The organism is Dyella kyungheensis (genome assembly GCF_049913195.1).
Lineage (GTDB): Bacteria > Pseudomonadota > Gammaproteobacteria > Xanthomonadales > Rhodanobacteraceae > Dyella > Dyella kyungheensis.
In genome coordinates this window covers 4,586,153-4,611,905 of the sequence record NZ_CP183983.1, presented here as the reverse complement: position 1 = coordinate 4,611,905, position 25,753 = coordinate 4,586,153, and the positions used below count along the sequence as shown (strand labels likewise).

20 protein-coding genes are annotated in these 25,753 nt (G+C 66.3%); 10 read left to right on the top strand and 10 right to left on the bottom strand.

Features of this window, described 5'->3' with window-relative positions; genetic code table 11:
- Positions 1–30 precede the first annotated feature (30 nt).
- The 3 genes from ACN9MB_RS20655 to ACN9MB_RS20645 are packed head-to-tail and all read left to right on the top strand — an operon-like array spanning position 31 to position 5,455.
- Positions 31–1,377 (top strand): TolC family protein, encoded by a 1,347-nt coding sequence (locus ACN9MB_RS20655; protein WP_426270123.1) that lies wholly within the window; start codon positions 31–33, stop codon positions 1,375–1,377.
- Positions 1,374–2,420, top strand: coding sequence for an efflux RND transporter periplasmic adaptor subunit (locus ACN9MB_RS20650; protein ID WP_426270122.1), 1,047 nt, complete (start codon positions 1,374–1,376; stop codon positions 2,418–2,420). Before ACN9MB_RS20655 ends, ACN9MB_RS20650 begins: the two co-directional genes overlap by 4 nt.
- Positions 2,417–5,455 (top strand): efflux RND transporter permease subunit, encoded by a 3,039-nt coding sequence (locus tag ACN9MB_RS20645; protein WP_426270121.1) that lies wholly within the window; start codon positions 2,417–2,419, stop codon positions 5,453–5,455. Before ACN9MB_RS20650 ends, ACN9MB_RS20645 begins: the two co-directional genes overlap by 4 nt.
- A gap of 47 nt (positions 5,456–5,502) precedes the next feature.
- Here ACN9MB_RS20645 and ACN9MB_RS20640 read toward each other — a convergent pair whose 3' ends face one another.
- The 3 genes from ACN9MB_RS20640 to ACN9MB_RS20630 form a co-directional block, all read right to left on the bottom strand.
- Positions 5,503–7,356, bottom strand: a complete 1,854-nt coding sequence (locus ACN9MB_RS20640; protein ID WP_204637572.1) for a tetratricopeptide repeat-containing diguanylate cyclase — start codon at positions 7,354–7,356, stop codon at positions 5,503–5,505.
- Complete coding sequence (locus ACN9MB_RS20635; RefSeq protein ID WP_426270120.1) at positions 7,353–7,679, bottom strand: hypothetical protein; 327 nt, start codon at positions 7,677–7,679, stop codon at positions 7,353–7,355. Before ACN9MB_RS20635 ends, ACN9MB_RS20640 begins: the two co-directional genes overlap by 4 nt.
- Positions 7,680–8,079: 400 nt before the next feature.
- Positions 8,080–8,859, bottom strand: a complete 780-nt coding sequence (locus tag ACN9MB_RS20630) for an alpha/beta fold hydrolase (RefSeq protein WP_204637570.1) — start codon at positions 8,857–8,859, stop codon at positions 8,080–8,082.
- Between the two features lie 180 nt (positions 8,860–9,039).
- On the opposite strand from ACN9MB_RS20630, the gene ACN9MB_RS20625 reads away from it, so the two are divergent.
- Both ACN9MB_RS20625 and hemB read left to right on the top strand, forming a co-directional pair.
- A complete protein-coding gene (locus ACN9MB_RS20625) occupies positions 9,040–9,510 on the top strand; it encodes a hypothetical protein (RefSeq protein ID WP_204637569.1) in 471 nt (156 codons plus the stop codon).
- Positions 9,511–9,689: 179 nt separating this feature from the next.
- Positions 9,690–10,682: a porphobilinogen synthase gene (hemB, locus tag ACN9MB_RS20620; RefSeq protein ID WP_426270119.1), complete on the top strand. Its 993-nt coding sequence runs from the start codon at positions 9,690–9,692 to the stop codon at positions 10,680–10,682.
- Between the two features lie 757 nt (positions 10,683–11,439).
- On the opposite strand, the gene ACN9MB_RS20615 is transcribed toward hemB, so the two are convergent.
- Positions 11,440–11,769 (bottom strand): hypothetical protein, encoded by a 330-nt coding sequence (locus ACN9MB_RS20615; protein WP_426270118.1) that lies wholly within the window; start codon positions 11,767–11,769, stop codon positions 11,440–11,442.
- 69 nt (positions 11,770–11,838) lie between these two features.
- Here ACN9MB_RS20615 and soxR point away from each other — a divergent pair, with 69 nt between their 5' ends.
- Positions 11,839–12,315: a redox-sensitive transcriptional activator SoxR gene (soxR, locus tag ACN9MB_RS20610; protein ID WP_426270117.1), complete on the top strand. Its 477-nt coding sequence runs from the start codon at positions 11,839–11,841 to the stop codon at positions 12,313–12,315.
- Here the strand turns inward: soxR and ACN9MB_RS20605 are convergent.
- Genes ACN9MB_RS20605 through ACN9MB_RS20595 form a run of 3 tightly spaced genes read right to left on the bottom strand, consistent with a single transcriptional unit; the run spans position 12,306 to position 13,576 of the window.
- Complete coding sequence (locus ACN9MB_RS20605) at positions 12,306–12,686, bottom strand: tautomerase family protein (protein WP_426270116.1); 381 nt, start codon at positions 12,684–12,686, stop codon at positions 12,306–12,308. The two genes, soxR and ACN9MB_RS20605, sit on opposite strands and share 10 nt — an antisense overlap.
- Before the next feature lie 18 nt (positions 12,687–12,704).
- Entirely contained in the window at positions 12,705–13,241 is a 537-nt protein-coding gene (locus ACN9MB_RS20600; protein WP_426271958.1) for a DUF4865 family protein, read from the bottom strand.
- Positions 13,242–13,246: 5 nt separating this feature from the next.
- Entirely contained in the window at positions 13,247–13,576 is a 330-nt protein-coding gene (locus ACN9MB_RS20595; protein ID WP_204637564.1) for a carboxymuconolactone decarboxylase family protein, read from the bottom strand.
- Between the two features lie 105 nt (positions 13,577–13,681).
- On the opposite strand from ACN9MB_RS20595, the gene ACN9MB_RS20590 reads away from it, so the two are divergent.
- The 3 genes from ACN9MB_RS20590 to ACN9MB_RS20580 all read left to right on the top strand — a co-directional run bounded on the left by ACN9MB_RS20590 (position 13,682) and on the right by ACN9MB_RS20580 (position 17,839).
- Positions 13,682–14,572 (top strand): LysR substrate-binding domain-containing protein, encoded by an 891-nt coding sequence (locus ACN9MB_RS20590; RefSeq protein ID WP_204637563.1) that lies wholly within the window; start codon positions 13,682–13,684, stop codon positions 14,570–14,572.
- Positions 14,573–14,647: 75 nt separating this feature from the next.
- Positions 14,648–16,492 carry a monovalent cation:proton antiporter-2 (CPA2) family protein gene (locus tag ACN9MB_RS20585; protein ID WP_204637562.1) on the top strand — a complete coding sequence of 615 codons (1,845 nt, stop codon included), beginning with the start codon at positions 14,648–14,650 and terminating at the stop codon, positions 16,490–16,492.
- Positions 16,493–16,669: 177 nt separating this feature from the next.
- On the top strand, positions 16,670–17,839 hold the full coding sequence (locus ACN9MB_RS20580; protein ID WP_426270115.1) for a glycosyltransferase family 9 protein: 1,170 nt from the start codon (positions 16,670–16,672) through the stop codon (positions 17,837–17,839).
- On the opposite strand, the gene ACN9MB_RS20575 is transcribed toward ACN9MB_RS20580, so the two are convergent.
- Entirely contained in the window at positions 17,758–21,225 is a 3,468-nt protein-coding gene (locus tag ACN9MB_RS20575; RefSeq protein WP_426270114.1) for an ankyrin repeat domain-containing protein, read from the bottom strand. The genes ACN9MB_RS20580 and ACN9MB_RS20575 overlap by 82 nt on opposite strands.
- Before the next feature lie 72 nt (positions 21,226–21,297).
- Positions 21,298–21,594, bottom strand: coding sequence for a YcgL domain-containing protein (locus tag ACN9MB_RS20570; RefSeq protein WP_204637559.1), 297 nt, complete (start codon positions 21,592–21,594; stop codon positions 21,298–21,300).
- A gap of 321 nt (positions 21,595–21,915) precedes the next feature.
- On the opposite strand from ACN9MB_RS20570, the gene ACN9MB_RS20565 reads away from it, so the two are divergent.
- Positions 21,916–23,355 (top strand): OmpP1/FadL family transporter, encoded by a 1,440-nt coding sequence (locus ACN9MB_RS20565; protein ID WP_204637558.1) that lies wholly within the window; start codon positions 21,916–21,918, stop codon positions 23,353–23,355.
- Positions 23,356–24,330: 975 nt separating this feature from the next.
- Here the strand turns inward: ACN9MB_RS20565 and ACN9MB_RS20560 are convergent.
- Positions 24,331–25,743 (bottom strand): coniferyl aldehyde dehydrogenase, encoded by a 1,413-nt coding sequence (locus ACN9MB_RS20560; protein ID WP_426270113.1) that lies wholly within the window; start codon positions 25,741–25,743, stop codon positions 24,331–24,333.
- Positions 25,744–25,753 lie beyond the last annotated feature (10 nt).

Genomic DNA, 25,753 nt, shown 5'->3' with positions numbered 1-25,753 from the left:
ATGAGGTCCTTCCTCATGCATGGATCGTGCATGCGTTTCGCTGGACCACCCTCGCGGATGCGTATCGCCGCAGCACTTGTGCTGTCGGCATGCGTGACCGGCTGCGCGACCTATCGGGCCAAGCCCCTGCCGGAACAGGCGTCGTCGGCGGCGTCGCTGTCGCAACTGCAAGGCTATGACCCGGCCGCGCTGTCGCTGGACCTGGCGGCGATCGAACGGCTGGTGCTGCTGAACAACCCGGACCTCAAGACCCAGCACGCCCGGCACCAGGCCGCGCAGGCGCAACGCCGGCAGGATGGCGTGCTGCCCAATCCCAGCATGGGCGGCAGCGTGGGCTATCTCATCTCGGGGCCGGGCGACGCCACGGCGTGGACGGCATCGATCAGCCAGGACATCGCCTCGCTCATCACCCTGCGTCCGCGGCGCGAAGCGGCCAAGGCGAACGCCGACGGACTCGATGCCAGCCTGCTCTGGGAGCAATGGCAGACGCTGGGCAAGGCGCGGCTGCTGGTGATCGATCTGGTGGAAGGCGAGCGGCAGATCGCCTTGCAACGTCAGGCGATGGAGGCACAGGCGCGACGCGAGTCGCACATCGTCAATGCCGTGCAGGCGGGCAACATGGAACGCGTGGCCGTGGCGTCGGACCTCGCCGCCGCCGCCGATGCGCGCGCCGCTCTCAACGACTTGCAACGGCGGCAGCTCGATCAGCGGCAACAGCTCAACGCGCTGCTGGGCCTGAAGCCGGACGTCGCGGTGCCGCTGGCATCAAGCCTGCCGGCGGCCGACCTTGACGCTGCCACCATTCGCGCGCAGTTCGACAGCGTCAGTCGCCGCCGCCCCGACCTGGTGGCGCTGCAGCTGGGCTATCGCGCGCAGGAGGCCCAGCTTCGCGCGGCGGTGCTGGCGCAGTTTCCGCCGCTCGCCCTGGGCTACGACGCGTCGCAGGACAACAGCCGCGTGCGCAATGGCGGTCCCGCGGTGAACTTCACTTTGCCGATCTTCGATCACAACCAGCACAACGTCGCCATCGCGCGCGCCACGCGCGAGCAACTGCACCAGGAATACACGGTGCGCCTCGCCACTGCCCAGGACGAGGTCGATGCGCTGCTGGCGCAGTACGCCCAGCTCGATGCACAGCGGCAGGCGCTCGCCGCTGCCACGGACGATGCCGTGCGTGCCGCGTCGCAAGCGGATCAGGCCGCGCGGGCTGGCCTGATCGATCTGCGCAACGCCACCGATCTGCGCGTTGCCGCCATCAACCGGCAGCTGGCCGCGCTCGTCGTCGAGCAGGGCATGCTCGAACAACAGGCCGCGCTGGAACTACTGGTGGGCCGTGGCATGCCGACCTCTCTCGAACAGGATGTGATGGCGCCATGAGTGTCCGACATGCATTGATTCCCTTGGCACTGGCCGCCTTTGCGTTGGCGGCGTGCTCCGGCGGCGAAACAGCCGATGAGGCGGCGGTGAGTGCGGCCGTGACGACGGTGCCTCTGACGCAGGGCAGTCTCCCCGAAACGGTGACCGCGTACGGCAGCGCCGGTCCGGCCGCCGACGCGGCGCAAGTGATCAGCGTGCAGGCGCCCGGTCACATCACGCGCTGGAGCGTCACCGCCGGTACGCCGGTGAAGCGTGGTCAGAGCCTGCTCACCTTTGCACTGGCACCTTCGTCGGTGGCCGCGTACCGGCAAGCTGTGACGTCGCAGACACTTGCCCACACGCAACGCGATCACATCGCGCAATTGCTCTCGCAGCAACTCGCCACGCGCGATCAGCTCGATCAGGCAGAGAAGGCACTGCAGGATGCGCAGTCCAGTCTCGATGCGGTGGTCCAGCAACAGGGACGAAGTGCAACGACGGATGTCACCGCGCCGTTCGATGGCACCGTGGTCACCGTCGACGCGCAACAGGGGGACAACCTGCAACCGGGGGCGGCACTGCTCACGCTGCAACGTGCCGATGGCCTGGTGGTGACCGCGGGTGTGGAGCGCGATGCGATGACGCGCGTGCAAGTGGGGGCGAGCGCCGAGGTGGTTTCCATCGACGGCGGCACGTCCATGCACGGCACCGTGCGTCGTGTGGCGCATGCACTCGATCCGCATACGCATCAGCTCGCGGTGGAGATCGTGCCCGATGGTGCGCTGATCAACGGCGAGGGCCTTCGTGCCGATATCGTCGTGGGCCAATGGCAGGGCTGGTTGCTGCCGCGCGACGCCGTGCAGGGCGATGAGACGGTTCGCCATGTTTTTCAGGTCGCCAACGGCAAGGCCGTGAGCGTGCCGGTAAAAGTGCTGGGTGAGTCCGATCGCGTGACGGTGGCCAGCGGCGCGCTCGATGCGCATCTTCCGCTGGTGACCGAGGGCGCCACGCAGCTCGACGATGGCATGGCCGTGCGTGTGTCGACCGGGCACGCCGAGCCATGAGCCTGCCGACGCTGCTGGCACGGCACGCACGTGCCATCGTCATCGTGGCTTTCGCGCTGGCACTGGCGGGATTGGCGAGCGCATTCACCTTGCCGGTGGGCCTGTTTCCGCAGGTGTCGTTTCCCCGGGTAGTCATCGATCTGGATGCTGGCGACCGTCCGGCCGACCAGACGGCGCTGCTGCTGACGCGGCCGGTGGAAGAAGCCATCCGCACGGTGCCCGGCGTGGTCGGCCTGCGCTCGGAAACCACCCGTGGCTCCGCACAGATATCGGTCGACTTCGGCTGGGGCCGCGACATGATCGCGTCCACCCTGCAGGTGGATTCGGCCATCGCCCGTGTATTGCCCAGCCTGCCGGCCGGTGCCAGCTACAACGTGCGCCGGATGGACCCGACCGTCTTCCCGATCATCTCGTACGCGCTGCAGTCCGACACGCTGTCGCCGGTGGCGCTGCGGGATCTGGCGCAGTATCAGATCGTGCCGCTGCTCGCCTCGGTGGAAGGACTGGCGCGAGTCGACGTGCAAGGCGGCGAGACTGCCGAAGTGCAGGTGGAAGCCGATCCACGCAAACTCGCCCAATACGGTTTGGGCCTGGACGATCTGGTCAACGCGGTGAATGACGCGAACCAGCTGGAGGCCGTGGGCCGCCTGCAGGATCGCAACCAGCTGTATCTGGTCGTTGCCGATCACTCGCTGCAACGTCTGGACACCATCCGCAACATCGTGCTGAAGAGCGATCCGCACGGCTGGGTGCGCCTGGCCGATGTGGCCAGCGTGCGCGATGGCTATGTGCCGCAATGGATCAAGGTGAGCGAGGACGGCAAGCCCGCGGTGTTGTTCAACGTCTACGAGCAGCCGGACGGCAACGCCGTGCAGATTGCCAGCGACGTGCGTGCCCGGCTCGCATCCTATCGACTGCCCAAGGGCGTGAAGCTCATCTCGTGGTACGACCAGAGCGAACTGGTGATGGCCTCCGCGCATAGCGTGCGCGATGCCGTGCTGATCGGCCTGCTGCTCGCCGCCGCCGTGTTGCTGGTGTTCCTGCGCAACCTGCGGGTGATGTTGATTGCCATGCTGGTGGTGCCGGTCACGCTGGCCGTCACGGTGTTGCTGCTGCAGGTGTTCGGCATGAGCTTCAACATCATGACGCTCGGCGGCATCGCGGCGGCCGTGGGTCTGGTGATCGACGATGTGATCGTGATGGTGGAGCACGTGGCCCGGCGCGCCGGTACCCAACAGGGCGGCGGCGAGGCAGCCGTGTTGCCGGCGGCGCGCGAGTTCCTGGCACCGCTAACCGGCTCCAGCCTGGCGACGCTGATCGTGTTCATTCCGCTTGGCCTGCTGAGCGGCGTCACCGGCGCGTTTTCCAAGGCGCTGTCGATCACCATGGCCAGTGCGTTGGCCGTCTCGTGGCTGGTCAGCGCGTTCGTGCTGCCGCCGCTGTTGCGGCGCTGGATCGACTTCGGCCGCTGGCACGACCCCGGGCTCGATCACGAAAGCTGGCTGTCCCGCACGCACGCACGGCTTTACGATGCTTTCGCGCGCCGGCCCGCCTGGCTGCTGGCGCTGGCGGTCCCGCTGCTGGCGCTGGGCGCGGTCGCCTATACGCACGTTGCCACCGGCTTCATGCCGGCCGTCGACGAAAGCGGCTTCGTGATGGACTACTTCACCCGGCCCGGCACCTCGTTGCCCGAAACGGCGCGCCAGGTGCAGCAGGTAGAAGCGATCCTTCGTTCGATGCCCGAGGTGGAGACGTTCTCGCGCCGTCTCGGCACGGGCCTGGGTGGCGACCTCGGGCAGTCTTATCACGGCGATTTCTTCGTTCGCCTCAAGCCGGGTCATGTGCGCTCCACCGAGGAGGTGATGAGCGACGTGCGCGAGCATGTCGAGCACGAGGTACCCGGCGTCGAGGTGGAACTGGCGCAGCTGATGGAGGATCTGATCGGCGATCTCACCGCGGTGCCGCAACCGATCGAGATCAAGCTGCATTCGGCCGATCCCGCCACCCTGGTGGCACAGGCACAACGCGTGGCCAAGGCCATCGCCGATATTCCGGGCGTGGTGGAAATCAAGGATGGCGTGCAGCTGGCCGGCGATGCGCTGAATGTGCAGATCGACCCCGACAAGGCCACGCTCGAAGGCATGACGGTGGCCACGGTGACGCAGGCGATCGGCCATGCGCTCACCGGCGTAGTCGCGACGCAGTTGCCGCAGGCGAGCAAGAGCGTGGGCGTGCGCATCCGCATGCCCGACGCGATGCAATGGCGACTGCCGCAACTGCTGGCCTTGCCGGTGCGCGCGCCCGATGGCCACCTGTTTCCACTGAGCCGCGTGGCGACGATCGTCAGCGAGAACGGCCAGCCGCAGATTTCGCGCGAAAACCTGCAACAGATGGTGGCCGTCACGGCGCGCATCGAGGGCCGCGGCATGGGTGCCGCCGTAGCTGACGTGAAGAAGCTGCTCGCGCAGCCGGGCATGCTCGACGCGGATACGCGCTACGAACTGGGTGGCCTTTACCAGCAACAGCAGATCGCCTTCCTCGGCCTGGGCAAGGTGTTCCTGCTGGCGCTGGTGGCGGAGTTCGTGCTGCTGTTGTTCCTGTACGGCCGTGCCGGACTCGCGCTCGTGGTGATGGGCTGCTCGCTGTTCTCGGCCACGGCGGTGTTCATTGCGCTGTGGCTGTGCGGCGTGGATCTGAACATCACGGCGATGATGGGCATGACGATGATCATCGGCATGGGCACCGAGATGGCGATCTTCTACGTGTCCGAGTACGTCGGGCTGTCAGGCCACCTGCCGCCCTTGCAGGCATTGCGCGCGGCGAGTCGCGACCGCCTGCGTCCCATCAGCATGACCACGCTAGCCGCCATGCTCACCTTGCTGCCGTTGGCGCTGGCCTGGGGGCAGGGCGCGGGCGTCCAGCAACCGCTGGCCATTGCGATCATCGCCGGACTCGCGCTGCAGTATCCGCTGGTGCTGCTGGTGATGCCGACGCTGATCGGCATGCTTCCCGGTCATGCGCGACGCGGCGGCTAGCCGCCGCGAGCGCAGGACGCGCGTCGGCGTCCTGCGCATATGAACGACTAGTTCGGCAGGCCCATCGCGTGTTCGATCGGCGTGTCCTGGGCGAGGGGTGCGACCGGCGCCGGTGCCGGAACAGCGGCAACGAGATCGCTGTGTTCGCTGTAGACGACGCGATTGCGGCCCTCGCGCTTGGCCTGGTACAGCGCGTTATCGGCGTCGATCATCAACTGGCGCAGGTCGTAACCGCTGCGGTCGCTGGACGCCACGCCGAAGCTGGCGGTGATGATCACCTGCCGCGTTTCGCCCCATAGCGGCGTGGCGGCGATGGCCTGGCGGATGCGTTCGGCGCGTTCGCGGGCACTCGATGCGCTGCAGTCGGGCAGATAGATCGCGAACTCTTCGCCGCCCAGGCGCCCGAACACATCGCGGCGGTGCAGGTGATGCTGGCAAGCGGCAACGGCGCGCTTGAGCACCATGTCGCCGATGATGTGGCCGTGCGTGTCGTTGACGTCCTTGAAGTGATCCAGGTCCACCAGCACCAGGCATGCCGCGCGCGTGGCCTTGGCGGCGGCGCGCAAGGCCAGCTCGGTTTCGTCGACGAAATGCTGGCGGCTGTGGATGCCGGTGAGGCTGTCGCGCGTGGCCAGTCGCTTGAAACGCAACTGCGAGCGCTTGATGCGCAGCAGCCAGAAAGCGATGGACGCCACCACGGTGATGAGCAGCGCGATGTACAGCCGGCTCGTCTCCATGTCCTTGTGGTCGAGCTTGCGTTGCAGCAGCAGGATCTCGTTCTGCTTGTTGAGCGAATCGACCTGCATCTTGTTGGCCAGCACCTGTTGCCTGACCGTCTGGAAGGCGACGGCCCGGGCGCTGACGTCGTTGAGGTAGCCCTTGTCCGCTTCCATGTACTTCTTGTGCAGATCCAGCGCGGCGGTGGTGTTGCCGAGCTTCTCCTCGATCTGGTACAGCACCAGGTACGCGCGTACCTGCGATTCGGAATACTCGTCGGTGATGGCCTCGGCGACCACGCGGCCCGCGTACTTGCGTGCCTGCTCGAGATCGCCCAGATCCCAATAGGCCCGTGCGAGCAGCGAGTCGACGCCGTTCATCAGCACACGGTAGTGATACGAGGCGAACTCGTCGTAATGCGCCTGAAGCAGGCTGACGGCGTCCTTGGGGCGCCCCTGTTCGATGGCGTACTTGGCCTGGTCGCTGCGCAGCGAATTGGCCCACAACGCCTGCTTCGCCTGCAGGCAGGTGTCGATGCCGCGATCGTATTCGGGGTCGGTGCCGCGCACCTTGCCGGCGAGAAACAGCACGCGCAGCTTGTATGCCATGCCCTGGCAGGCATGGTCGCGCAGCTGCGGATCGTCGAGGATGCGCTGGGCGTAGCCGGACGCCAACTCGTACTGCCCGGCCGTGGCCAGGAATACCGCGCCTTCGCCCAGTGCCTGGAAACGGGCTTCCGGGTTCTTCGCCGTCGGCAGCAGATCGAACAGCGTGCTCAGCTGCGTGAACGCTTCTTCGTAGTGCCGGCCGAGGCTGAGGATGTTGATCAAGGTGGCCAGTGAGCGAACCCGCAGCGTGGGATCGCCCGAGCGCGCGGCGATTTCGCTGAAGGCCGGCCTGGCCCGGTCGTAGCGCCCTTCGAAGGCCAACTGCCACGCATCGAGATAGCGCAGCCGCCACTGCTGATCGGAGGAAAACTCGTTCTTGCGACGGTCCAGCTCGCTGAGCAGGCGCAGGAATTCCGAGTGGTCGGACGTCTTGAGCTTGTCTGCCCGTTCCAGCATCTGCACCGGATCTTCTGCCGCTGCGGGTACGGCCGCGAAGGCCGTACCCACATGCCATCCCGTCAGCAGTGCTGCCAGGATGATCGCCCGCCTGAGGTGGCCGGCGCGGAACATGGTCATGCCAGCGTGTCGGCGCGTGCGACCACGACGGACTGGCTGGCGCTCTTGCTGGGCTTCTTCGGCTGCTTCTCGCCATCCTCGCCTTCTTCTTCCTGCTCCTCTTCCTCTTCCTCGCCTTCGCGTTTCGGCGCGGACTGGAAGCAGTGCAAGGGCACGACCTTCAGCAGCGCCTGCAGCTCTTCCACGTTGCGAGCAAGGATGGCCTCACCGGCGGCAGCTTCCACCTGGGCGTCGGCCAGGGCCAGGGCAACCGTTTCCCTGGCGGCCTGAAACAAACGCGCGTCGCTGCCAAGCTTTTCCAGAAACTCGATGACGTCGGACATGTGGTATTCCCCCTAACAGTGATAGTACGGCGACAACTTGTGGGTGTCTTGCGTGTGAATAGCGAAGCCGCGCCTTTCCGCGGACGGAAGCAGCGCAAAAGCGTCTCGCAGGCGATCTGCTTTGGTTCCCCGATATCCCCATGCGGCCGGCCGGTGCAGGTTCGCCCCCTGGCTTGCCGCAATGTCGGATCATAGCCCCGTTTTTTTCCGAAAATGTGCATGCGCGAAACGATCCCGGGGCGATGCCGGTTTCGCTGATCCCTAGGTTGCGTTGGCGATATGACAAGCGTATCCGCCAGGCTGAGATCGCCTGGCGCTTGGATCGATTCGACCCCGTTCGAACGGCACCATGCCGCAGCGTGGGGCGGCTTCCAAGGGGTAAAGGGCTGGCGCCGAGGTGTTACTCCGCGTAGACGGGCGGGGTTACGAAAGGAATCACTTCCGCCAGGAATGCGGCGGTGTGTTCGCCGTGCAGCCGGTGTCCGCTGCCGAAGCGGCGGGTGACGGCATGGGGAATCTGCGCCGCCAACAACGGCAGCCGGCTGCTCACGAACCCGTCGTCGTGGCTGGCCAGCAGCAGGCACGGCGCACGCAGGGTGGACAGGCGCGACCACCAGGCCGGCATCGGGGCGCGCAGTTCCGGCAATACGGTACGGGCTGCCCGCAGGTCGAACTGCCGCAACAGCATCAGCCGCAACAGGCGGCCCAGGCCCAGCAGGCGCAACGAACGCTGCCAGGCGGGACCGGCTTGCGCCGCCGCCAGGGCCGTGGCGTCCGCGACATCGCGCGGCGGCACGGGCGCGGCCTCGATGACCAGCCGGCGGATGCGTTCGGGCTGGTGGGTGGCGAGCTTCAGCGCCAGATGCCCGCCCAGCGAATGGCCGATCAGGTTGATGGCGCCCAGGCCAAGCGCATCGAGCAGGTCGCTCAGGTCGTCCTCGAAGTCGGCCAGCGAATAGGTAGGCGTCCAATCACTGCGGCCGTGCCCGCGCAGGTCCGGTGCGATGACCCGGAAGCCCTGCTGCGCAAGCGCTTCGGCGGTGTGGCTCCAGCTTCCGGACTGGCTGGCAAAGGCATGCAGCAGCACCACGGGCTCGCCGTTCGGGTCGCCATAGGCGCGATAGGCAACGCGATGGCCACGCAGGCGAAGGAAGCGGTACATCGACGGGCTGCTATCCAAGGCCGGGCTCCAGGGCGTGACCACGGCACTCTCGCATGCGCGTCTCCGCACACGGAAGAGGGAGCGACTGCCACTGGTTCGCTTCAGCCAGGGATGGCTATGATCCCGACGTCGACGCAGCACGGTCGGAGCAATGCCGGCGGTGCTCATGGAAGACTCACGGATAAGGAGTGGTGAGCGATGAAGCAGCAAGCGGTTACCGTGGCGGCCTGCCTGTTGGCGGCCATGCTTGCAGCACCGGCCTGGGCCCAGCAGGGCGCCGTGGCGAATCAGGATGCGTCCTACCGCGAACCGTTGCATGCCGTGGCCATGAGCCAGGCCGCGACTCCGCAAGAATCCGCGCCCCATGCGTCGTTGCCGGTCTTTGCAGCGGAGCCGTCCACCGGCCAACGCATGGCGCAGAACGCGCTGGTCTTCGCGGCCCGCTCGGCGGTGGCCGTGGCGGCGGAAAAGAAAGGCACGTTCGCGGCGGTGCCGTCGCCTTCCTATCAGCCCTATCGTCCCGCCACTTCGGTGCCCGAACCGGCGACGGCAGAACGCCTCTGCCCGCCGCTGGGCACGCCCAATCTTCCCGCTGCCTGCATCGATCGCGACGCTGTTGTCACGATGAATCGCAACGGCATCGTTTCGTCGACGAGCACGCCGGACTAGTTCAAAAGGAGTCGCGTGCCGGAGCATCGACATGCGATTTGAGCAGGGAACGCGCGCAAGATTTCCATCGAACGCATGGACACCTTGCGCGGCGTCGCGGCGGACGACGCCTGGTCGCCCGCCAGCCGGACGGCAAGAAGCGCTAAAATAGGCGAAATGTCCCGCCCGAGAGTTCACCCATGAGCTATCCCGCCGTCCGCATGCGTCGCATGCGCCGCGATGCCTTCTCGCGTGCGCTGATGCGCGAGCACACCCTGCTGCCCACCGACCTGATCATGGTCGCCTTCCTCATCGAAGGTGAAGGGCAGCGCGAAGCGGTGCCGTCCATGCCGGGCGTGGAACGTTTGTCCATCGACGAACTGCTCAAGCTCGCTGGTGAATGCGTGCGTCTTGGCATTCCCGCGCTGGCCTTGTTCCCCTCGCCGGGCGAAGCGGTGAAGACGGAAGACGCCCGCGAAGCATGGAATCCACAGAGCCTCATGCAGCGCGCCACGCGCGCGCTGAAGGCGAAGTACCCGGAGCTTGGCCTGATCGGCGACGTGGCGCTCGATCCGTACACCACGCACGGCCAGGATGGTTTGATCGACGAGCACGGCTACGTGATGAACGAGCCGACCATCGAGGCGTTGATCAAGATGTCGCTGGCGCAGGCTGAGGCCGGCATGGATTTCGTGGCGCCCTCGGACATGATGGACGGCCGTATCGGCGCGATCCGCGATGCACTGGAAGAGGCCGGGCATATCCACACGCGCATCCTGGCGTACTCGGCCAAATACGCCTCGGCGTTCTACGGACCGTTCCGCGACGCGGTGGGCTCGGCGGCGAATCTGGGCAAGGGCAACAAGCACACGTACCAGATGGACGTGGGCAACAGCGACGAAGCGCTGCGCGAGATCGAGCTGGACATCCATGAAGGCGCGGATGCGGTGATGGTGAAACCGGGCATGCCTTACCTGGACGTGCTGCGCCGGGTGAAGGATGCGTTTGGCATGCCGACGTTCGTGTACCAGGTGAGCGGCGAATACGCGATGCTGAAGGCGGCCGCGCAGAATGGCTGGCTGGACGAGAAGGCCGTGGTGCTGGAATCGCTGACGGCGTTCAAGCGGGCGGGTGCGGATGCGATCCTGACCTATTTCGCGGTGGATGCGGCCAGGTGGTTGAAGGGGGAATGAGACCCTGGCTTCTTTTGCTCGCCAATCGCCGAGAACTTAGAGCCGGGCTTCCTGCCGCGCCCGGTTACACCGTTCGATACGTCCCCATATCGCGGATATGCGGCTTTTCTGTGGGAGCGCGCTTGCGCGCGACTAGGCACGCCTGGATGTATCGCTCCGTCAGCTTGTCGCGTACAAGTGCGCTCCCACAGTAGTTCGCCAACTCCGATACACCCCACTTCTCCCCCGCCGGGGAGAGCCGGGGCATTGCCACCTTTACGGTGGTGAGGGGCGGTGCTCGCGAAAACGTTACTACCTGCCGCGCCCGGTTACACCGTTCGATACGTCCCCATATCGCGGATATGCGGCTTTTCTGTGGGAGCGCGCTTGCGCGCGACTGGGCACGCCTGGATGTATCGCTCCGTCAGCTTGTCGCGCACAAGTGCGCTCCCACAGTAGTTCGTCACTCCGACGCACCCCACTTCTCCCTCTCCCCGTCGGCCGGGTTGAGGGGCGGGTGCTCGCGAAAACGTTACTACCTGCCGCGCCCGGTTACACCGTTCGATACGTCCCCATATCGCGGATATGCGGCTTTTCTGTGGGAGCGCGCTTGCGCGCGACTGGGCACGCCCGGATGTATCGCTCCGTCAGCTTGTCGCGCACAAGTGCGCTCCCACAGTAGTTCGTCACTCCGACGCACCCTACTTCTCCCTCTCCCCGTCGGCCGGGTTGAGGGGCGGGTGCTCGCGGGAACATTTCTACTCGGTCGCGAGTGGCATCACACCGTTCGATACGTCCCCATATCCGCCATCACCCCCAACTCCTGCATAAAAGCCCCCGGATCAAACCCCTCCTGCGCATAGCGTGCCTGCATCGCCGCCTTCGCCGCGGCCATATGCGCCTCGCTGCTCCACTCCACCACCGTCATCAGGTTGAACTCGCCGGCCAGGTCCGGTTGTGTCAGTACCAGGTTCTGGCGGCAGCCGGGCAGTTGGTCGAGCAGGTGCTGAGTCAGGCGCAGGCGTTCCATGAACGTGGACAGCGCATGGGCGGCAACGTTGAAGCGGTCGATCCGGTACACGGGTGAGTGCTTGAGTGGCTTGTTCATGGGTAGCTCTTGCAGGGAAGTGCGTGCCACTCTAGGACCTCAACCAAACTTGAGGTCAAGAGGTGGCGCATGAGCAAGCTTCCTGGTCACGGTCTGCCGATGACACTAGCCGTGGGCGAGGTCGCCCGTCGTAGCGGCGTGGCCGTCTCCACCTTGCACTTCTACGAGAGCAAGGGACTGATTCGCAGCGAGCGCACGATGGGCAATCAGCGGCGGTACGCGCGTGCCGTGTTGCGGCGCGTGTCGTTCATTCGCGTCGCCCAGCGTGTAGGCATTTCGTTGGCGGATATCGCAGCGGCGCTTGAGGTATTGCCGCCCACGGAAGCGCCCAGCCGGCAGGACTGGACGCGCCTGTCCGCCGCCTGGCGCGCGGAACTGGATGAGCGCATGGCGCAGCTGAAGAAGCTGCGCGATACGCTCGACGACTGCATCGGTTGCGGTTGCCTGTCGATCGACCGCTGCCGCCTGCGCAACCCGCAGGACCGATCGGCCCGCGAAGGCGCCGGCCCGCGACGCCTGCTGGTGAAGACGCAGCGTCAGGCGTAAGGCGCCTGCCCATTGCCGAACGACCAGTTCTCCTTGCCGGTTTCCAGCAGGTTGATCAACACGTCCTGCGGGCGCAGGCCCGGCTCCTTGCTCAGGAGTTCGGCGGTGCGCTGATAAAACGCCTTCTTCTGCTCGACGGTGCGCGTGTTGTTGCAGGCGATCTGGATCATCACCAGTTCGTCGGTGCGTGCGATGTCGAGATAGTTCGGGTCGTAATCGAATTCTTCCGCGTCGTGCTGGTGCACCACGATGAAGCGGTCGTTCTGCGGCACGTTGAACGATTCGATCATCGCGCGATAGATGCTGTTGCGGATGGCGGCAATGTGCTGGGCGGACTTGCCGCGACGGAGCGAGACACGGACGAGAGGCATGGGATTCTCCTGCGCAGATCAGGGTTGGGAAACATGACCGACCTGATAGCGCTGGCCGGCGGGATGGGCGGGAAGCGTGTCGTCCCACAAGCGGAAGCTCACGCGCGTCCAAGTGGTGGGCTCGAAGGCGCTGACGGCGGCCACGGCGCCGCGTTCGATGTCGCGTTGCAATAGCGTGCGTTGTTCGTCGCGCAGCACATCGAGCGCGGTATACGGCGCGATCGCCTGGATCTCACGCGTGGCGAAGCGTGCGTGGCGCGCCTCGGGCGTGAGGTAGGCATCCCACACCGGCCACACGCGAATGGACGGCCATCCGAACGCCTTCACCAGGTTGGCGAAGCCCGTGCTGCCCAGGAAGCGCTGCATGGCGGCGCTGTCGCGCCAGACGTAGAACGGCGCGTAGAGATTCTCTTCCGACGCCTCCCCGCGCTCCGCGTGCAGGTAGGTTTTCAGCAGCAGTCCGTCGAAGTGGTCGAGCAGATGGCCCTTGTCCGCGATGCGCTGGCGCACGATCGCCATGTCGTAGTCGGCGGGCAGGGTGAAGCTGTATTGCATGGCGATCACGAGCGCGCCTCCTCGTCTTTCAATTCGCGCAGACGCGTTACCGCCGACGCGGCGGCGGGCCAACCGGCATAGAAGGCCAGATGGGTCGTGAGCGCGGCGAGTTCGTCGTGGCTCAGGCCGTTGTCGCGGGCGCGCCGCAAGTGGAACGGCAGCTGCTCGGCGCGGCCCAGCGCGATCAGGCTGGCCACGGTGGCCAGGCTGCGGTCGCGGGGCGACAGCACGGGGTCCTGCCAGACCTGATCGAACAGCACGCGATCGGTCAGTTCGGCGAGCGTCGGCGCGATGTCGCCGAAACTCCTCTGGCCCTGTTCGGAACGATGGCTCATCGATAGCTCCCGCGAGTGCTTGACGTGAGAAAGCGTAGGGCGGAGAGTATCGTCCTGAAAATCAGAAAATATGGAACGAATAGTCCATCAAAACGGGATGATTCTATGCGGCGAGTGAATTTCGACCTCGACGTGCTGCGCACCTTCGTCACCGGCATGGAGCTGGGCAGCTTCGCCCGCGCCGCGGACCGGCTGGGGCGCTCGACCTCGGCGGTCAGCGCGCAGCTGAAGAAGCTGGAAGAGCAGGCCGGCACGCCGGTGCTGCGCAAATCCGGCCGCGGCATGGTGCTGACCGAAGCGGGCGAGACCATGCTCGCCTACGCACGCCGTCTGCTGGAACTCAACGACGAGGCCGCCAGCGCGCTGCACGGGGCGGAACTCGAAGGCTGGGTGCGGCTGGGCCTGCAGGAAGATTTTGGCGAGAGCCTGCTCACCGACGTGCTGGGCCGCTTCGCCCGCGCCCATCCGCGCGTGAAGGTGGAAGTGCGCATCGCGCGCAACACCGAGCTGCTGGAACGGATGACCTCCGGGCGGCTCGATCTGGCGTTGGCCTGGGATGCCGGTGCGGTCACGCCGCATACGCAGCGCGTGGGCACGGTGCCGTTGCGCTGGATCGCCGGCGCCGAGGCCATGGCCGCATGGCCTCGCGACGATGGCGAACCGTTGCCGCTGGTCATGCTCGAAGCGCCGTGCATCATGCGTACCGCCGCCACCACCGCGCTCGACCGCGCGAATATCCCGTGGCGCATCGCGTTCACCAGCGCCAGTCTGGCGGGGACGTGGGCGGCGGTAGCGGCAGGTCTTGGCGTATCGCTGCGCACGCCTTGCGGGCTGCCGGCCAGCGTGCGTGCCCTGTTGCCGCACGAGACGGTGTTGCCGTCGCTGGGCGAACTGGGCCTGTGCCTGCATCGCGCCGACGCCGAATCGTCACCGGCAGTGGAGCGTCTTGCCAGCATCATCACCCAGCAATGGCAGGGCATTCCGCTCGCCGCTTGATCGGTTCGTGCGGCGGAGTCGGTTCAGCTCGGCACCAGCGTGGAATAATGCGAATCCCCTGAATGGAGTGCGCGCGTGGATAGCCACCATTTCCTGCAGACGGCGCTGGTTTTCCTGTTGGCCACCGTCATCGCAGTGCCGCTGACCAAGCGCTTCCGGCTGGGTTCCGTGCTGGGCTATCTGCTGGCGGGCATCGTCATCGGTCCGCAGGAACTGCGTCTGATCGCCGATCCCTCGGGCGTTTCGACCATCTCCGAATTCGGCGTGGTGCTGATGCTGTTCGTGATCGGCCTGGAACTCTCGCCGCAACGCCTGTGGGTGATGCGCCGCCAGGTGTTCGGCACCGGCTTGCTGCAGGTGATGGCCACCAGCCTGGTGATCGGTGCGGCGGCCTACTATCTGTTCGGACTCACGGTGAACGCGGCCACCATCGTGGGCGGCAGCCTGGCGTTGTCCTCCACCGCGTTCGGCTTGCAGATCCTTGCCGAGCGCAAGGAAGCGGGCAGCTTGTACGGACGCCAGGCGTTCGCCGTGCTGCTGTTCCAGGACCTGGCCGCCATCCCGCTGATCGCCGCGGTGCCCTTGCTCGCCAGCGCGTCGAGCAAGCACGGCTTCGACGCCTTTGCGGTGCTGCGCACGGTGGCCGCCATCGTCGCGGTGATGGTGGGCGGCCGCTATCTGTTGCGTCCGATCTTTCGCTTCGTGGCCAAGGCCGACAGCGTGGAGGTGTCCACCGCCACGGCACTGCTGGTGGTGATGGGCACGGCCTGGTTGATGGAGGTGGTGGGCGTGTCCGCCACGCTGGGCGCCTTTCTCGCCGGCGTGCTGCTGGCCGATTCCGAATACCGGCACGAGCTGGAATCGCATCTCGAACCGTTCAAGGGTTTGCTGCTCGGTTTGTTCTTCATCAGCGTCGGCATGACCATGGATCTGTCGCTGCTGATCCAGCAGCCGATGCGCGTGGCGATGCTGGTGTTGTTCCTGCTGCTGATCAAGGGCGCCCTGTTGTGGCCGCTGGGGCGCATCGTGGGCGGCCTGAATAGCCGCGATTCGCTGCGTCTGGCGGTGTTGCTGGCGTGCGGGGGCGAATTTGCCTTCGTGGTGCTCAAGCTGGCCGGCGAACAGAACCTGATCACCACCGAGCAGCACAGCCTGCAGGTGCTGGCGATCACGCTGTCGATGGCGCTGACGCCGTTGATGGTGGCGCTGCTGGGTCGCGTGCTGCATCAGTCGCAAACCAAGAAAGAGCGCGAGTTCGACACCATCGTGGCGGACAAGCCGCGCGTGATCATCGCCGGCTACGGACGCATGGGCCAGATCGTGGCGCGCATGCTGCGCGCCCAGGGCATTCCGTTCGTGGCGCTCGATCATTCGGTGGAACAGATCGACCTGGTGCAGCGCTTCGGCAACTGGACCGACATCTTCTACGGCGATCCGGCACGCCCCGAGCTGCTGCGTGCGGCGCAGGCGGACCAGGCCAGCGTGTTCGTGCTGGCCGTGGACGATCCCGAGGCGAGCCTGCGCACCGCGCGCGTGGTGCGCCGCATGTATCCGTCGCTGAAGATCATCGCGCGAGCGCGCAACCGCCAGCACGCGTGGCGCCTGATGGACTTGGGCGTGGAATTGCCGGTGCGCGAAACGCTTTATTCCAGCCTGAAGATGACCCGTCAGACACTGGAAGCGCTCGGCATGTCGCCCGAGACGGCGGCCGATCACGTCGAACGTTTTCGCCGGCAGGATCAGGAACTGCTCAAGCGCCAGTACCTGGTGTACGACGACGATGCGCGCATCGTGCAGACCACGCGCGAGGCACTTATCGACCTGGAGCAATTGTTCCAGGCGGACTCATCGCCCGAGGTCAAGCGCGCGTTGGAGAAGCCGAGCGACGCCTCGGCAGATGACGAAGACGTGACACGTTGACATGGGTCTCACGGGATTTCCTGCGTACCGTTGTTGAATAGGGCGGCATGCGATCTTGCGTCCAATCCGCAACTCATTTCGCCGCGCATCGGGAAAGATAGGCGCGCCTGAAGGCCGTGCCGTCGCGGGGCGGATCGCCTGAGGGATCGGGCCTGCCCGACGTCTATCTGAATCCCCATGGGCCAGCGCGCGCCACTTCATCCTGTCGTCATTCGATTCGGACGGTTGGGCGACACCATTCTTCTGCAGCCGCTGCTGCATAAGCTGCATCACCGTTACGGCGGTGCATGCCGGCTCGTCTCGCTGGGCGACTGCCCGCGCGTGTTGTACGAAGGCCACGAAGACGTGGCTGAAGTGCGGCAGGTCGACAGCCAGTACGGTACGCTCTGGCTCAATCCACAGCGCTTGCGCACGGCGTTCGCATTGCGCGAATTGCGTGCCGCGCCGTTCTACATCTGCGAGCCGGATGTACGCACGCGCACCAAGATAAGACCCATGCTGGCGCTGGCAGGCATTGCGCCCGAGCACTGCGTCTTCATCGAAGACACGCCGTTTCACCAGGGGGAGCACTGGATCGACTGGCTGATGCGTTTTGCGGATGAAACGCCATCGGCCTTTCGCGATGCCTTGAGTTCATCGCACGCCTTGCCTTGCGCGCCGCGGCTGGAGCCGACCGCCGTGGAGTTGGGCGAAGCGCAGTTGTGGCTGGCGCGGCGCAACCTGCATGGACATCCGCTGGTGCTGCTGCAACCGGCGAACAAGCGCACCATGCGCTGGAACGGCATACGCAAGCGCGAGGATGACGACAAGTCGTGGCCGGTGGAACGATGGGCGGCGTTGTGCCGCGCCATCGTCGAGGCCATGCCGCAGGCGCGCGTGCTGTTGTGTGGTTCGGCGAGCGAGGCGGCCTATCTCGCTACGATCGGCGACGCGGCGGCGCATGCGCAGGTAATCGTGCCGCACGACGGGCTGCCGCTGGGTCATTTGCGCGCGCTGTTGCATATCGCGCACAGCATGGTGTCGGTGGATACGGGCCCCGCCCATCTGGCGGCCGCCGTGGGTTGTCCGCTGGTGGTTCTGTTCGGCAACCGCTGGCCATCCATGTGGACGCCGCGCAGCGCCAGTGGCAGCGCCGTGCACGCCATCGGCGGATTGCCGGACGTGCCCAGCGTGGATCGCATCGGACTGGATGAAGTAGTGAACGCGTGGCGGCAGTTGCCGCCACGCCCCGAGGCGATGGCTCGTCGCCTGGTCGAACAGGCGCTTCAGTCGGCCGGCTGGGCCGGCTGCCTCAACATCTGCCGCACGCTGGGAATGGCCGAGCCGCTGCGCGCCGCCAGTTCGTGAGCGATATCGATATAGCCGATGGCGCGCGCCACGTCGGCCGGCGTGCGGCCGAACGCATCGGCGGCCTGGCGATCCGCACCGCGCGCCAGCAGTACGCGCGCCGGTGCGAGCAGTGCGTGCATCGCGCAGGAGTGCAGCGCAGTGACACCGCGCTGGTCGGCATGTTCGAGCACGGCGCCGGCTTCGAGCAGCACGGGCACCAGTGCACCGATATGGGTGGGATCGCATTCGCTGCCTGGACGCATATGCGCACCCAGCAACAGCAGCAGCGGCGTCTTGCCTTCCTTGTCGGCCATGCCGACGTCGGCGCCGCGCTTGAGCAAGGTGTCGAACAGGCGGCGTGCGCGCAGGCTGTCGTTGTGCTCGAAACCGTATTGCGCGGCGGCATGCAGCGCGCCGTGGCCGCGTGCGTCCACCGCATTCACGTCGGCGCCGCCATCGAGCAATTGCTCGGCGATTTCGGGATAGCCCATTGCCGCCGCGATCATCAACGCGGTCGCTTCGCCGGGCAGGCGCTGATCGACGGCGATGCCATTCTGCAGCAGCAGCGCCACCAGCGTTTCGCGGCGTGCGCTCACCGCTGCGGCAAGCGGCGTCATGCCGTTGGTGGCGGCGAGCGTGGCGTCGGCGCCCTTGTCGAGCAGCAACGCGGCCACGTCGCGCTGGCCGGCGCCGCAGGCGTGCAGCAACGCGGTGGCGCCCTGGTGATCGCGCGTGTCGACGGCGAAACCCAGCTCCAGCAGGCGATCGACGGCCGTGAGTGCGCCGGCCTTGGCGGCGGCGGGCAGGTCGTCGGCGCGCAGCGGGCGCGCAGGACGCGTCCACTCGCCCCAGTTCATCCAGCGCTCGATCGCTTCGTGTTCCAGCGAGAGGCCGAGCGGTGTTTCGCCGTTCGCATCGATCGCTTCGGGATCGGCACCGTGGGCCACCAGCGAGCGCACCAGCGGCAGCGCGCGTTCGCCGTGTTCCAGTGCGGCGAACAGCGGCGTGCGGCCGCTGAGGTCGCGCGTATTGGGATCGCAACCCCGCTGCAGCAGCGTCTGCAGCAAGGCATGGTGACCGTAGGTGGCAGCCAGATGCACCGGCGTGCGTTCGCGCGCATCGGCACCGAACGGATCGGCGCCACGCTCGAGCATCGCCAGCGGCAACGCCGCGCCTTGCACGCCGTCTTCCAGGCGTAGCAGCGCTTGCGCCAGCAAACCGGCACCGGCTGGCGTGGCGCCGGCATCGAGCAGGTCTTCCACCGCTTCGGTGGCTGCCGGCAACAGCGGCAGCAAGGCATCGAACAGGCGGCGACCCAGCGGCGGCAGCGACGATTCGATGCCTTCGACGGTTTCCGCATCGTCGACCAGCTGCGGTTGCAGCCGCGCTTCCGGATCGAGTGCGTGATCGAGCAGCCAGCGACGCGCGGCACCCTGGCCGGGGCCAGCCAGGTCCAGATACAGCTGCGCGAGTTGCGACGACGGCCACTCGCGCACGCGCTGGGTGAACGTGGATACCACGGCCCAATGGCCGAAGCGCAGCGCATCGAGCAGATGCGCGGGCGTGTCCGCGCCATCGGGCAGGGCGTCGATGCTGAGGTTGGCGGGCAGCGGCGTTTCCGGATCGAGCAAGGCGACCAGGTCCCAGCGGCCGGCCGCGGCGGCGTAGTCGAGCGCGCTGCGGCCATTGCTGCCGGCGGTCTTCGGTTCGGCGCCGAGGGCGAGCAAGGCACGCACCACTTCGGCATGCGCCTGCGGCGACTGGCAGGCCAGCGTGAGTGCGTCGCGGCCGTGGCTGTCGCGCAGGCGTGCATCCGGCTGCGCTTCGGTCAGCAGCTTCACGATGCCCACGGCGCCGGCACGCGCCGCTTCCATCAGCGCCGTGCTGCCGTGGCGATCGGTGAGGTTCACATCCGCACCCGCTGCACGCAGGGCGCGGGCGATCTGTTCGTGGCCTTCGGCGGAGGCAGCCATCAGCGCACTGCGATGGCGCGCATCCACGGCATTGATGGCGGCACGATGCTTGAGCAGCAGCTTCACGCCTTCCACGTCGTCGTCGGGGATGCCGGCGGCCGTCACCAGCGCGGGCTCGCCATCGGCGGGCGTGGGCTTGGCACCGTGTTCGAGCAGGAACTTCGCCACCGGCCAGTTGGCCGCGCGGCAGGCCACGGCGAGTGGACTGAGTCCGGCCTTGTTGAGTGCGTTGATGGCGGCGCCGGCATCGAGCAGCATCGCCGCCACGATGGCCTCGCCGCTGAGCACGGCGCCGTGCAGCGGCGTGTTGCCTTCCGCATCGGTGGCGAGTGCGCTGGCGCCGTTGGCGAGCAGGGTCATCACCGCTTCGGCGCGGCCATGCCAGCTGTCGCGCGTGGCCGCGAGCAGCGGCGTGAGGCCGCCGCTGGCGCGATTGACGTCGGCACCCTTGGCGATCAATGCGCGCAGCAGGCGCATATCGGGCAGCAGGGCGGCGAGCATCAGCACGGGGCGCTGGTCGCGATCGCCCGGCTCGGGCGCGGTATTCGGATCGGCACCGGCTTCCACCAGCGCCAGTGCGCGGTCGATGTCGCCATCGCGCGTGGCCACCAGCAAACCGTGCGCCTGCTCCGGCGTCCCCGCCGTGCGCTCCTGCTCGGTGAGCTTGGGCGCAGGCTTGGGAATCGGTGCGGCAACGGGGGCGTCCATTACGCCGGACGCGGGCTGACGCAGCGGGCGACGGCCTTCGCACAGCAGGGCGCGCAACGTGCGGTTGGCGATGATCAGGCAGCCCAAAGGCATCAGCACGACGCCATAGAGCACCAACGCCGCCGTGCGCAGTTCCGACGGAAGCACGCCGTAGAGGCCGGTGAGCGCAATGGCGATGAAGGCCAGCGCCAGCAGCGACAACGCCGACGGCAGGAAGTGGGTGAAGAAGCGTTCTTCGCGCGACAAATGGCGGCCGAAGGCGAGGCTGCGCGCGGTGGCGGTGAAAATCCACGAGCCATCACTCTGCGCCGGATAGGCGTCGTCCCACACATAGACGAGGCCGAATGCCGGCCACATGCGCCACAACGCCGCCAACGCAACCACCAGCGCACCGGCCAGCATCAACGCCGCGCCCAGGCTGGGCGACTGGTTGAGCTTGAGCATCGGCCACGCCACCAGCAGGAACACCAGCACCACATAGCCGGTGAACATCACCAGGTAGGCCGCGCCACGGCGCAGCACCGTGCGGCCGAAACGTGGCTCCGGATCGAAACCGATCGCGTGGCATACCGCCGCCATGGTCAACGCATTGGCGACCAGCAGCGGGATCAATGCGAGTGGATGAGCGCCGAAGGCGGCTATCGCGGCGGCAACCAAACCCGGAACGAACCAGGCGAGGGCTTGCAGAAACGGAGGCGGGCGACGCGTTTTTGAGTAGGCCATAAGCGCGGAGTATAGGAATCGTTACAAAGCCAGAAGGTAATCCCGTGTTAACAGGCTTCGGCTTGGTTGGCGTCAGCGATCGCGATGCGGATCGAGCGGCGCGCTGTTGTAAGCGGGGTGATTGGCCGCGGCCAGGGTTTCCTTCGGCGGCAATTGCAGGTGCCAGCCCTGCTCATCCAGATGCGCGAGCACCTGGGTGGCATCTTCGTAGGGCAGTTTGCGCTCGCCGGTCAGGTCGACCTCGAGCACGAACTGCAGGTCGCCCAGCATCTGGGTAAGCGGCTCGGGAATACACGCGAAATCGTCGCGGCGACGAAGCCACAGATAGGTATCGGGCTTGCGCTGGCTGGCGTAGACAAAACAGTGCATGGCGGCACCCGTCGGCTATCTGGGAAGGGCGCACCCGCAGGCGCGGTCTGAGAGATTAGCACCGCTTGAGAGCTGACCGCGATTTTCCGCGTAGTCCCCTGTGCCAGACGCGTTACACCCCCTATCTTCGCCTATCGGCGACGAACGGAGCGGATGAACGGGCAATCCTCGGGGAACTTTGCTGCAACCGCACTTGTAAAGCTTGCGTTGTGTGGGCACAGTGCCGGCCAGGGGTGTCAAACGCGCGTATGAAAAGCAAGCGCGGACGTCAAGCCCCCGCTACTACCCGAGCCGGATCAACGATAAGCAGGAGCATTGCTGATGCAGATGTCATACCGTCAATTTTCACGCGCGGGTCGTCCGCTCACGCTTGCGGCGCTGAGCCTGGCGATCCTTGGGACGCTTGCTGCACCGCAGCGCGCCCATGCGAGTGCGTTCCAGCTGCATGAAGACAGCGCCGCCGCGATGGGCCGCGCCTATGCCGGTTCCGCCACTGCCGGTGGCGACGTGTCGGTGGTGGCCAACAACCCGGCCGCCATGAGCGACCTGAAGGGCACCTACTTCCAGGCCGACGTCACCGCCATCAATTTCGGCACCACCTTCAGTGGTTCCGCGCACGACTTTGCCGGTCGCCCGATCAGTGGCGGCAACGGCGGCGATGCCGGCACCACCATGCCGGTTCCGGCGTTCTTCTTCGCCACCCAGCTGGGTGAGAAGTGGCACGTGGGCGCGGGCTTCACCGTGCCGTTCGGCTTCCAGACCGAATACAACAACAACTGGATGGGCCGTTACAACGCCATCAAGTCCAAGTTCACCTCGCTCGATGGCACGCTGTCGCTGTCCTACGACGTCACCGATACCTTCGCGCTGGGCGTGAGCGGTATCGCGCAGAAGACCTCGGCCGAGCTGACCTCCGCCATCAACTACAACGCCGTTGGCCTGGGCCTGGTGAATCAGGCCGTGCAGGCCGGCGCCATTCCGGTGCCGGTTGGCCAGGCGCTGGCACAGCAGGTGGGCACCATCGTGCCGCCGGGTTCGGACGGCGTCGCTCGCATCAAGGGTGACGACTGGGCCTACGGTTGGCAGGTCGGCATGCTGTGGAAGATCACGCCGAACGACAAGTTCGCGCTGAACTACCGCTCCAAGATCGCGCATACGCTGGAAGGCACGGCCAACTTCACCGTTCCCTCCAACGTGCAGGCCGTGCTGAGCAACCCGACCGTGGCCGCGCTGCTGGCCGGTGCGGGTGGCGTGCCGTTCACCCACACCGATGGCACCGCGCCGTTCACCACGCCTGCCGTGGCCACCGCCAGCTACTGGCACCAGGAAGAGAAGTTCGGCCTGGGCGCCGACGTGGCCTGGACCAAGTGGGACGTGTTCAAGAACTTGAACGTGTACTACTCCAACCCGGCGCAGCCGACCACCACCGAGCCGTTCAACTGGCGCAACAGCTGGTACGTCTCCATCGGCGGCGAGTACTACCTCAACGACAAGTTCACCCTGCGCGGCGGTCTCGCCCTCGACACCACGCCGACCATCACCGCCACCCGCGATCCGCGCGTGCCCGATGGCACCCGCCAGCTGGTGTCCTTCGGTGTCGGCTACAAGGCCAGCGAGCACTTCGTGATCAACGCCTCGTACGCGCACATCTTCGTCAACAGTGCCCGCATCAACGCGACCAGCTCCACCGGCGACGTGATCACCGGCGAGTCGGACGACTACGGCAACCTGCTGAGCCTGTCGGCACAGTACAAGTTCTAATCGCGGTTCATCGCGAAAGACGCTTGAACGAAAACTCCCCGCGAAAGCGGGGAGTTTTTTTATGTCTTGGTGAAAGCCGCCATTGCCGGAGCGGAACCCCTGTGGGAGCGCACTTGTGCGCGACGGCCACACCGTGCGTCGACGGTGCAACGTGGCCAGTCGCGCACAAGTACGCTCCCACAAGGGTCTCGGAGCCGTACGCGTTTCAGTGCCTCCACCCACCCGCATCAACCGAAGCGAGAAGTTTTTCTATGTCTTGGCGAAAGCCGCCATTGCCGGAGCGGAACCCCTGTGGGAGCGCACTTGTGCGCGACGGCCACACCGTGCGTCGACGGTGCAACGTGGCCAGTCGCGCACAAGTACGCTCCCACAAGGGTCTCGGACCCGTACGCGTTTCAGTGCCTCCACCCACCGGCATCAACCGAAGCGGGAAGTTTTTCTATGTCTTGGCGAAAGCCGCCATTGCCGGAGCGGAACCCCTGTGGGAGCGCACTTGTGCGCGACGGCCACACCGTGCGTCGACGCTGCAATGTGGCCAGTCGCGCACAAGTGCGCTCCCACAAGGGTCTCGGACCCGTACGCGTTTCAGTGCCTCCACCCGCCCGCATCAACCGAAGCGGGAAGTTTTTCTATGTCTTGGCGAAAGCGGCCATTGCCGGAGCGGAACCCCTGTGGAAGCGCACTTGTGCGCGACGGCCACACCGTGCGTTGACGCTGCAACGTGGCCAGTCGCGCACAAGTGCGCTCCCACAAGGGTCTCGGACCCATACGCGTTTCAGTGCCTGCACCCACCCGCATCAACCGAAGCGGGAAGTTTTTCTATGTCTTGGCGAAAGCGGCCATTGCCGGAGCGGAACCCCTGTGGGAGCGCACTTGTGCGCGACGGCCACACCGTGCGTCGACGCTGCAATGTGGCCAGTCGCGCACAAGTGCGCTCCCACAAGGGTTTCGCACCCTGCCGGCCTTTCGGTGCTTTCAACCCACCCGCATCAACAGCTTCAACATGCGCTTGAACTGCGCCCCGTACGGCGGATTGAGCATGCCGGTGCCGTTGAATCGTGCCTGGCGGAAGATCGGCTTCATATGCGAGAACGTGCGGAAGCCCGCTTCGCCGTGATAGCCGCCGATACCCGACGGCCCCACGCCGCCGAACGGAAGGCCGTGCTGGGCGATGTGGTACAGCGTGTCGTTCACCGTGACGCCGCCGGCATGCGTGCGCTTGAGCACCTCGTCGATGGTCGAGCCGTTCTGCTCGAACAGATACAGCGCGAGCGGTTGCGGATGGCTGGCGACATAGCCGATCGCCTCGTCCAGCGAGTCGTACGGCAGCACCGGCAACAGGGGCCCGAAGATCTCGTCCTGCATCACCGCCATGCGGTCGTTGACGTTGGTGAGCATCACCGGTGCCAGCAGGCGCTTGGCGGGAATATCGTGCGCGTCGCTCATCGGCTCGAGCGTGGCGCCCGCGGCCACGGCTTCGTCGCGCAGCGTGGCCAGCCGCTCGTACTGGCGATCGGAAACGATCGACGAATACTGCTCCTGCAGCCGCAGGTTCGGATACAGCTTGCCCACCATGTCGCGCGCCGCACCGACAAACTGCGCCATCTGCGCACGCGGCACCAGCACGTAGTCCGGCGCAATGCAGGTCTGTCCCGCGTTCACCAGCTTGCCGAACACGATGCGCTCGACCGCGTGCTCCAGGCGCGCTCCCGGGCCCACGATAGCGGGCGACTTGCCGCCCAGTTCCAGCGTCACCGGGGTGAGATTGGCCGCCGCCGCACGCATCACGTGGTGACCTACCGCAGTGGAACCGGTAAACAGCAGGTGATCGAACGGCAGCGCCGAGAACGCCTGCGCCACCTCGGCATCGCCGGTGACCACGACGATCTCGTCGGAAGAGAAATAGCGCGCGACCTGTTCGGCGAACAACGCCGAGAAGCGCGGCGTGAACTCGCTCATCTTCAGCATCACGCGGTTGCCCGCGGTAAGCGCATCGATCAACGGACCCACTGCCAGGAACAACGGGTAATTCCACGGCACGATGATGCCCACCACGCCACGCGGTTGCGGCAGCAGCGCCGTGCGGGCGGGCAGGAACACCAGGTTGGCCAGCTTGCCGCGCGGACGCATCCAGCGTCGGCCGCGCCGCAGCGAGTGCTTCAGGTTGGAGAGGCTGGGATACAGCTCCAGCAGCTCCGTCTCTTCCTGCGGGCGATGACCGAAATCCGCGTCGATGGCCTCGGCGAACGGCACCCGCTGCTCGTTGAGCATCTTCTCCAGCGTGCGCAGGCGGGTGGCCCGCACGTCCCACGGCGGCAGCGGATCGCGTGCCTGCGCCTCGCGCATGCGAAGCAGGGTGGAATGCAACGACGGGCTGGGTTCTTTCATGGTCATGCCT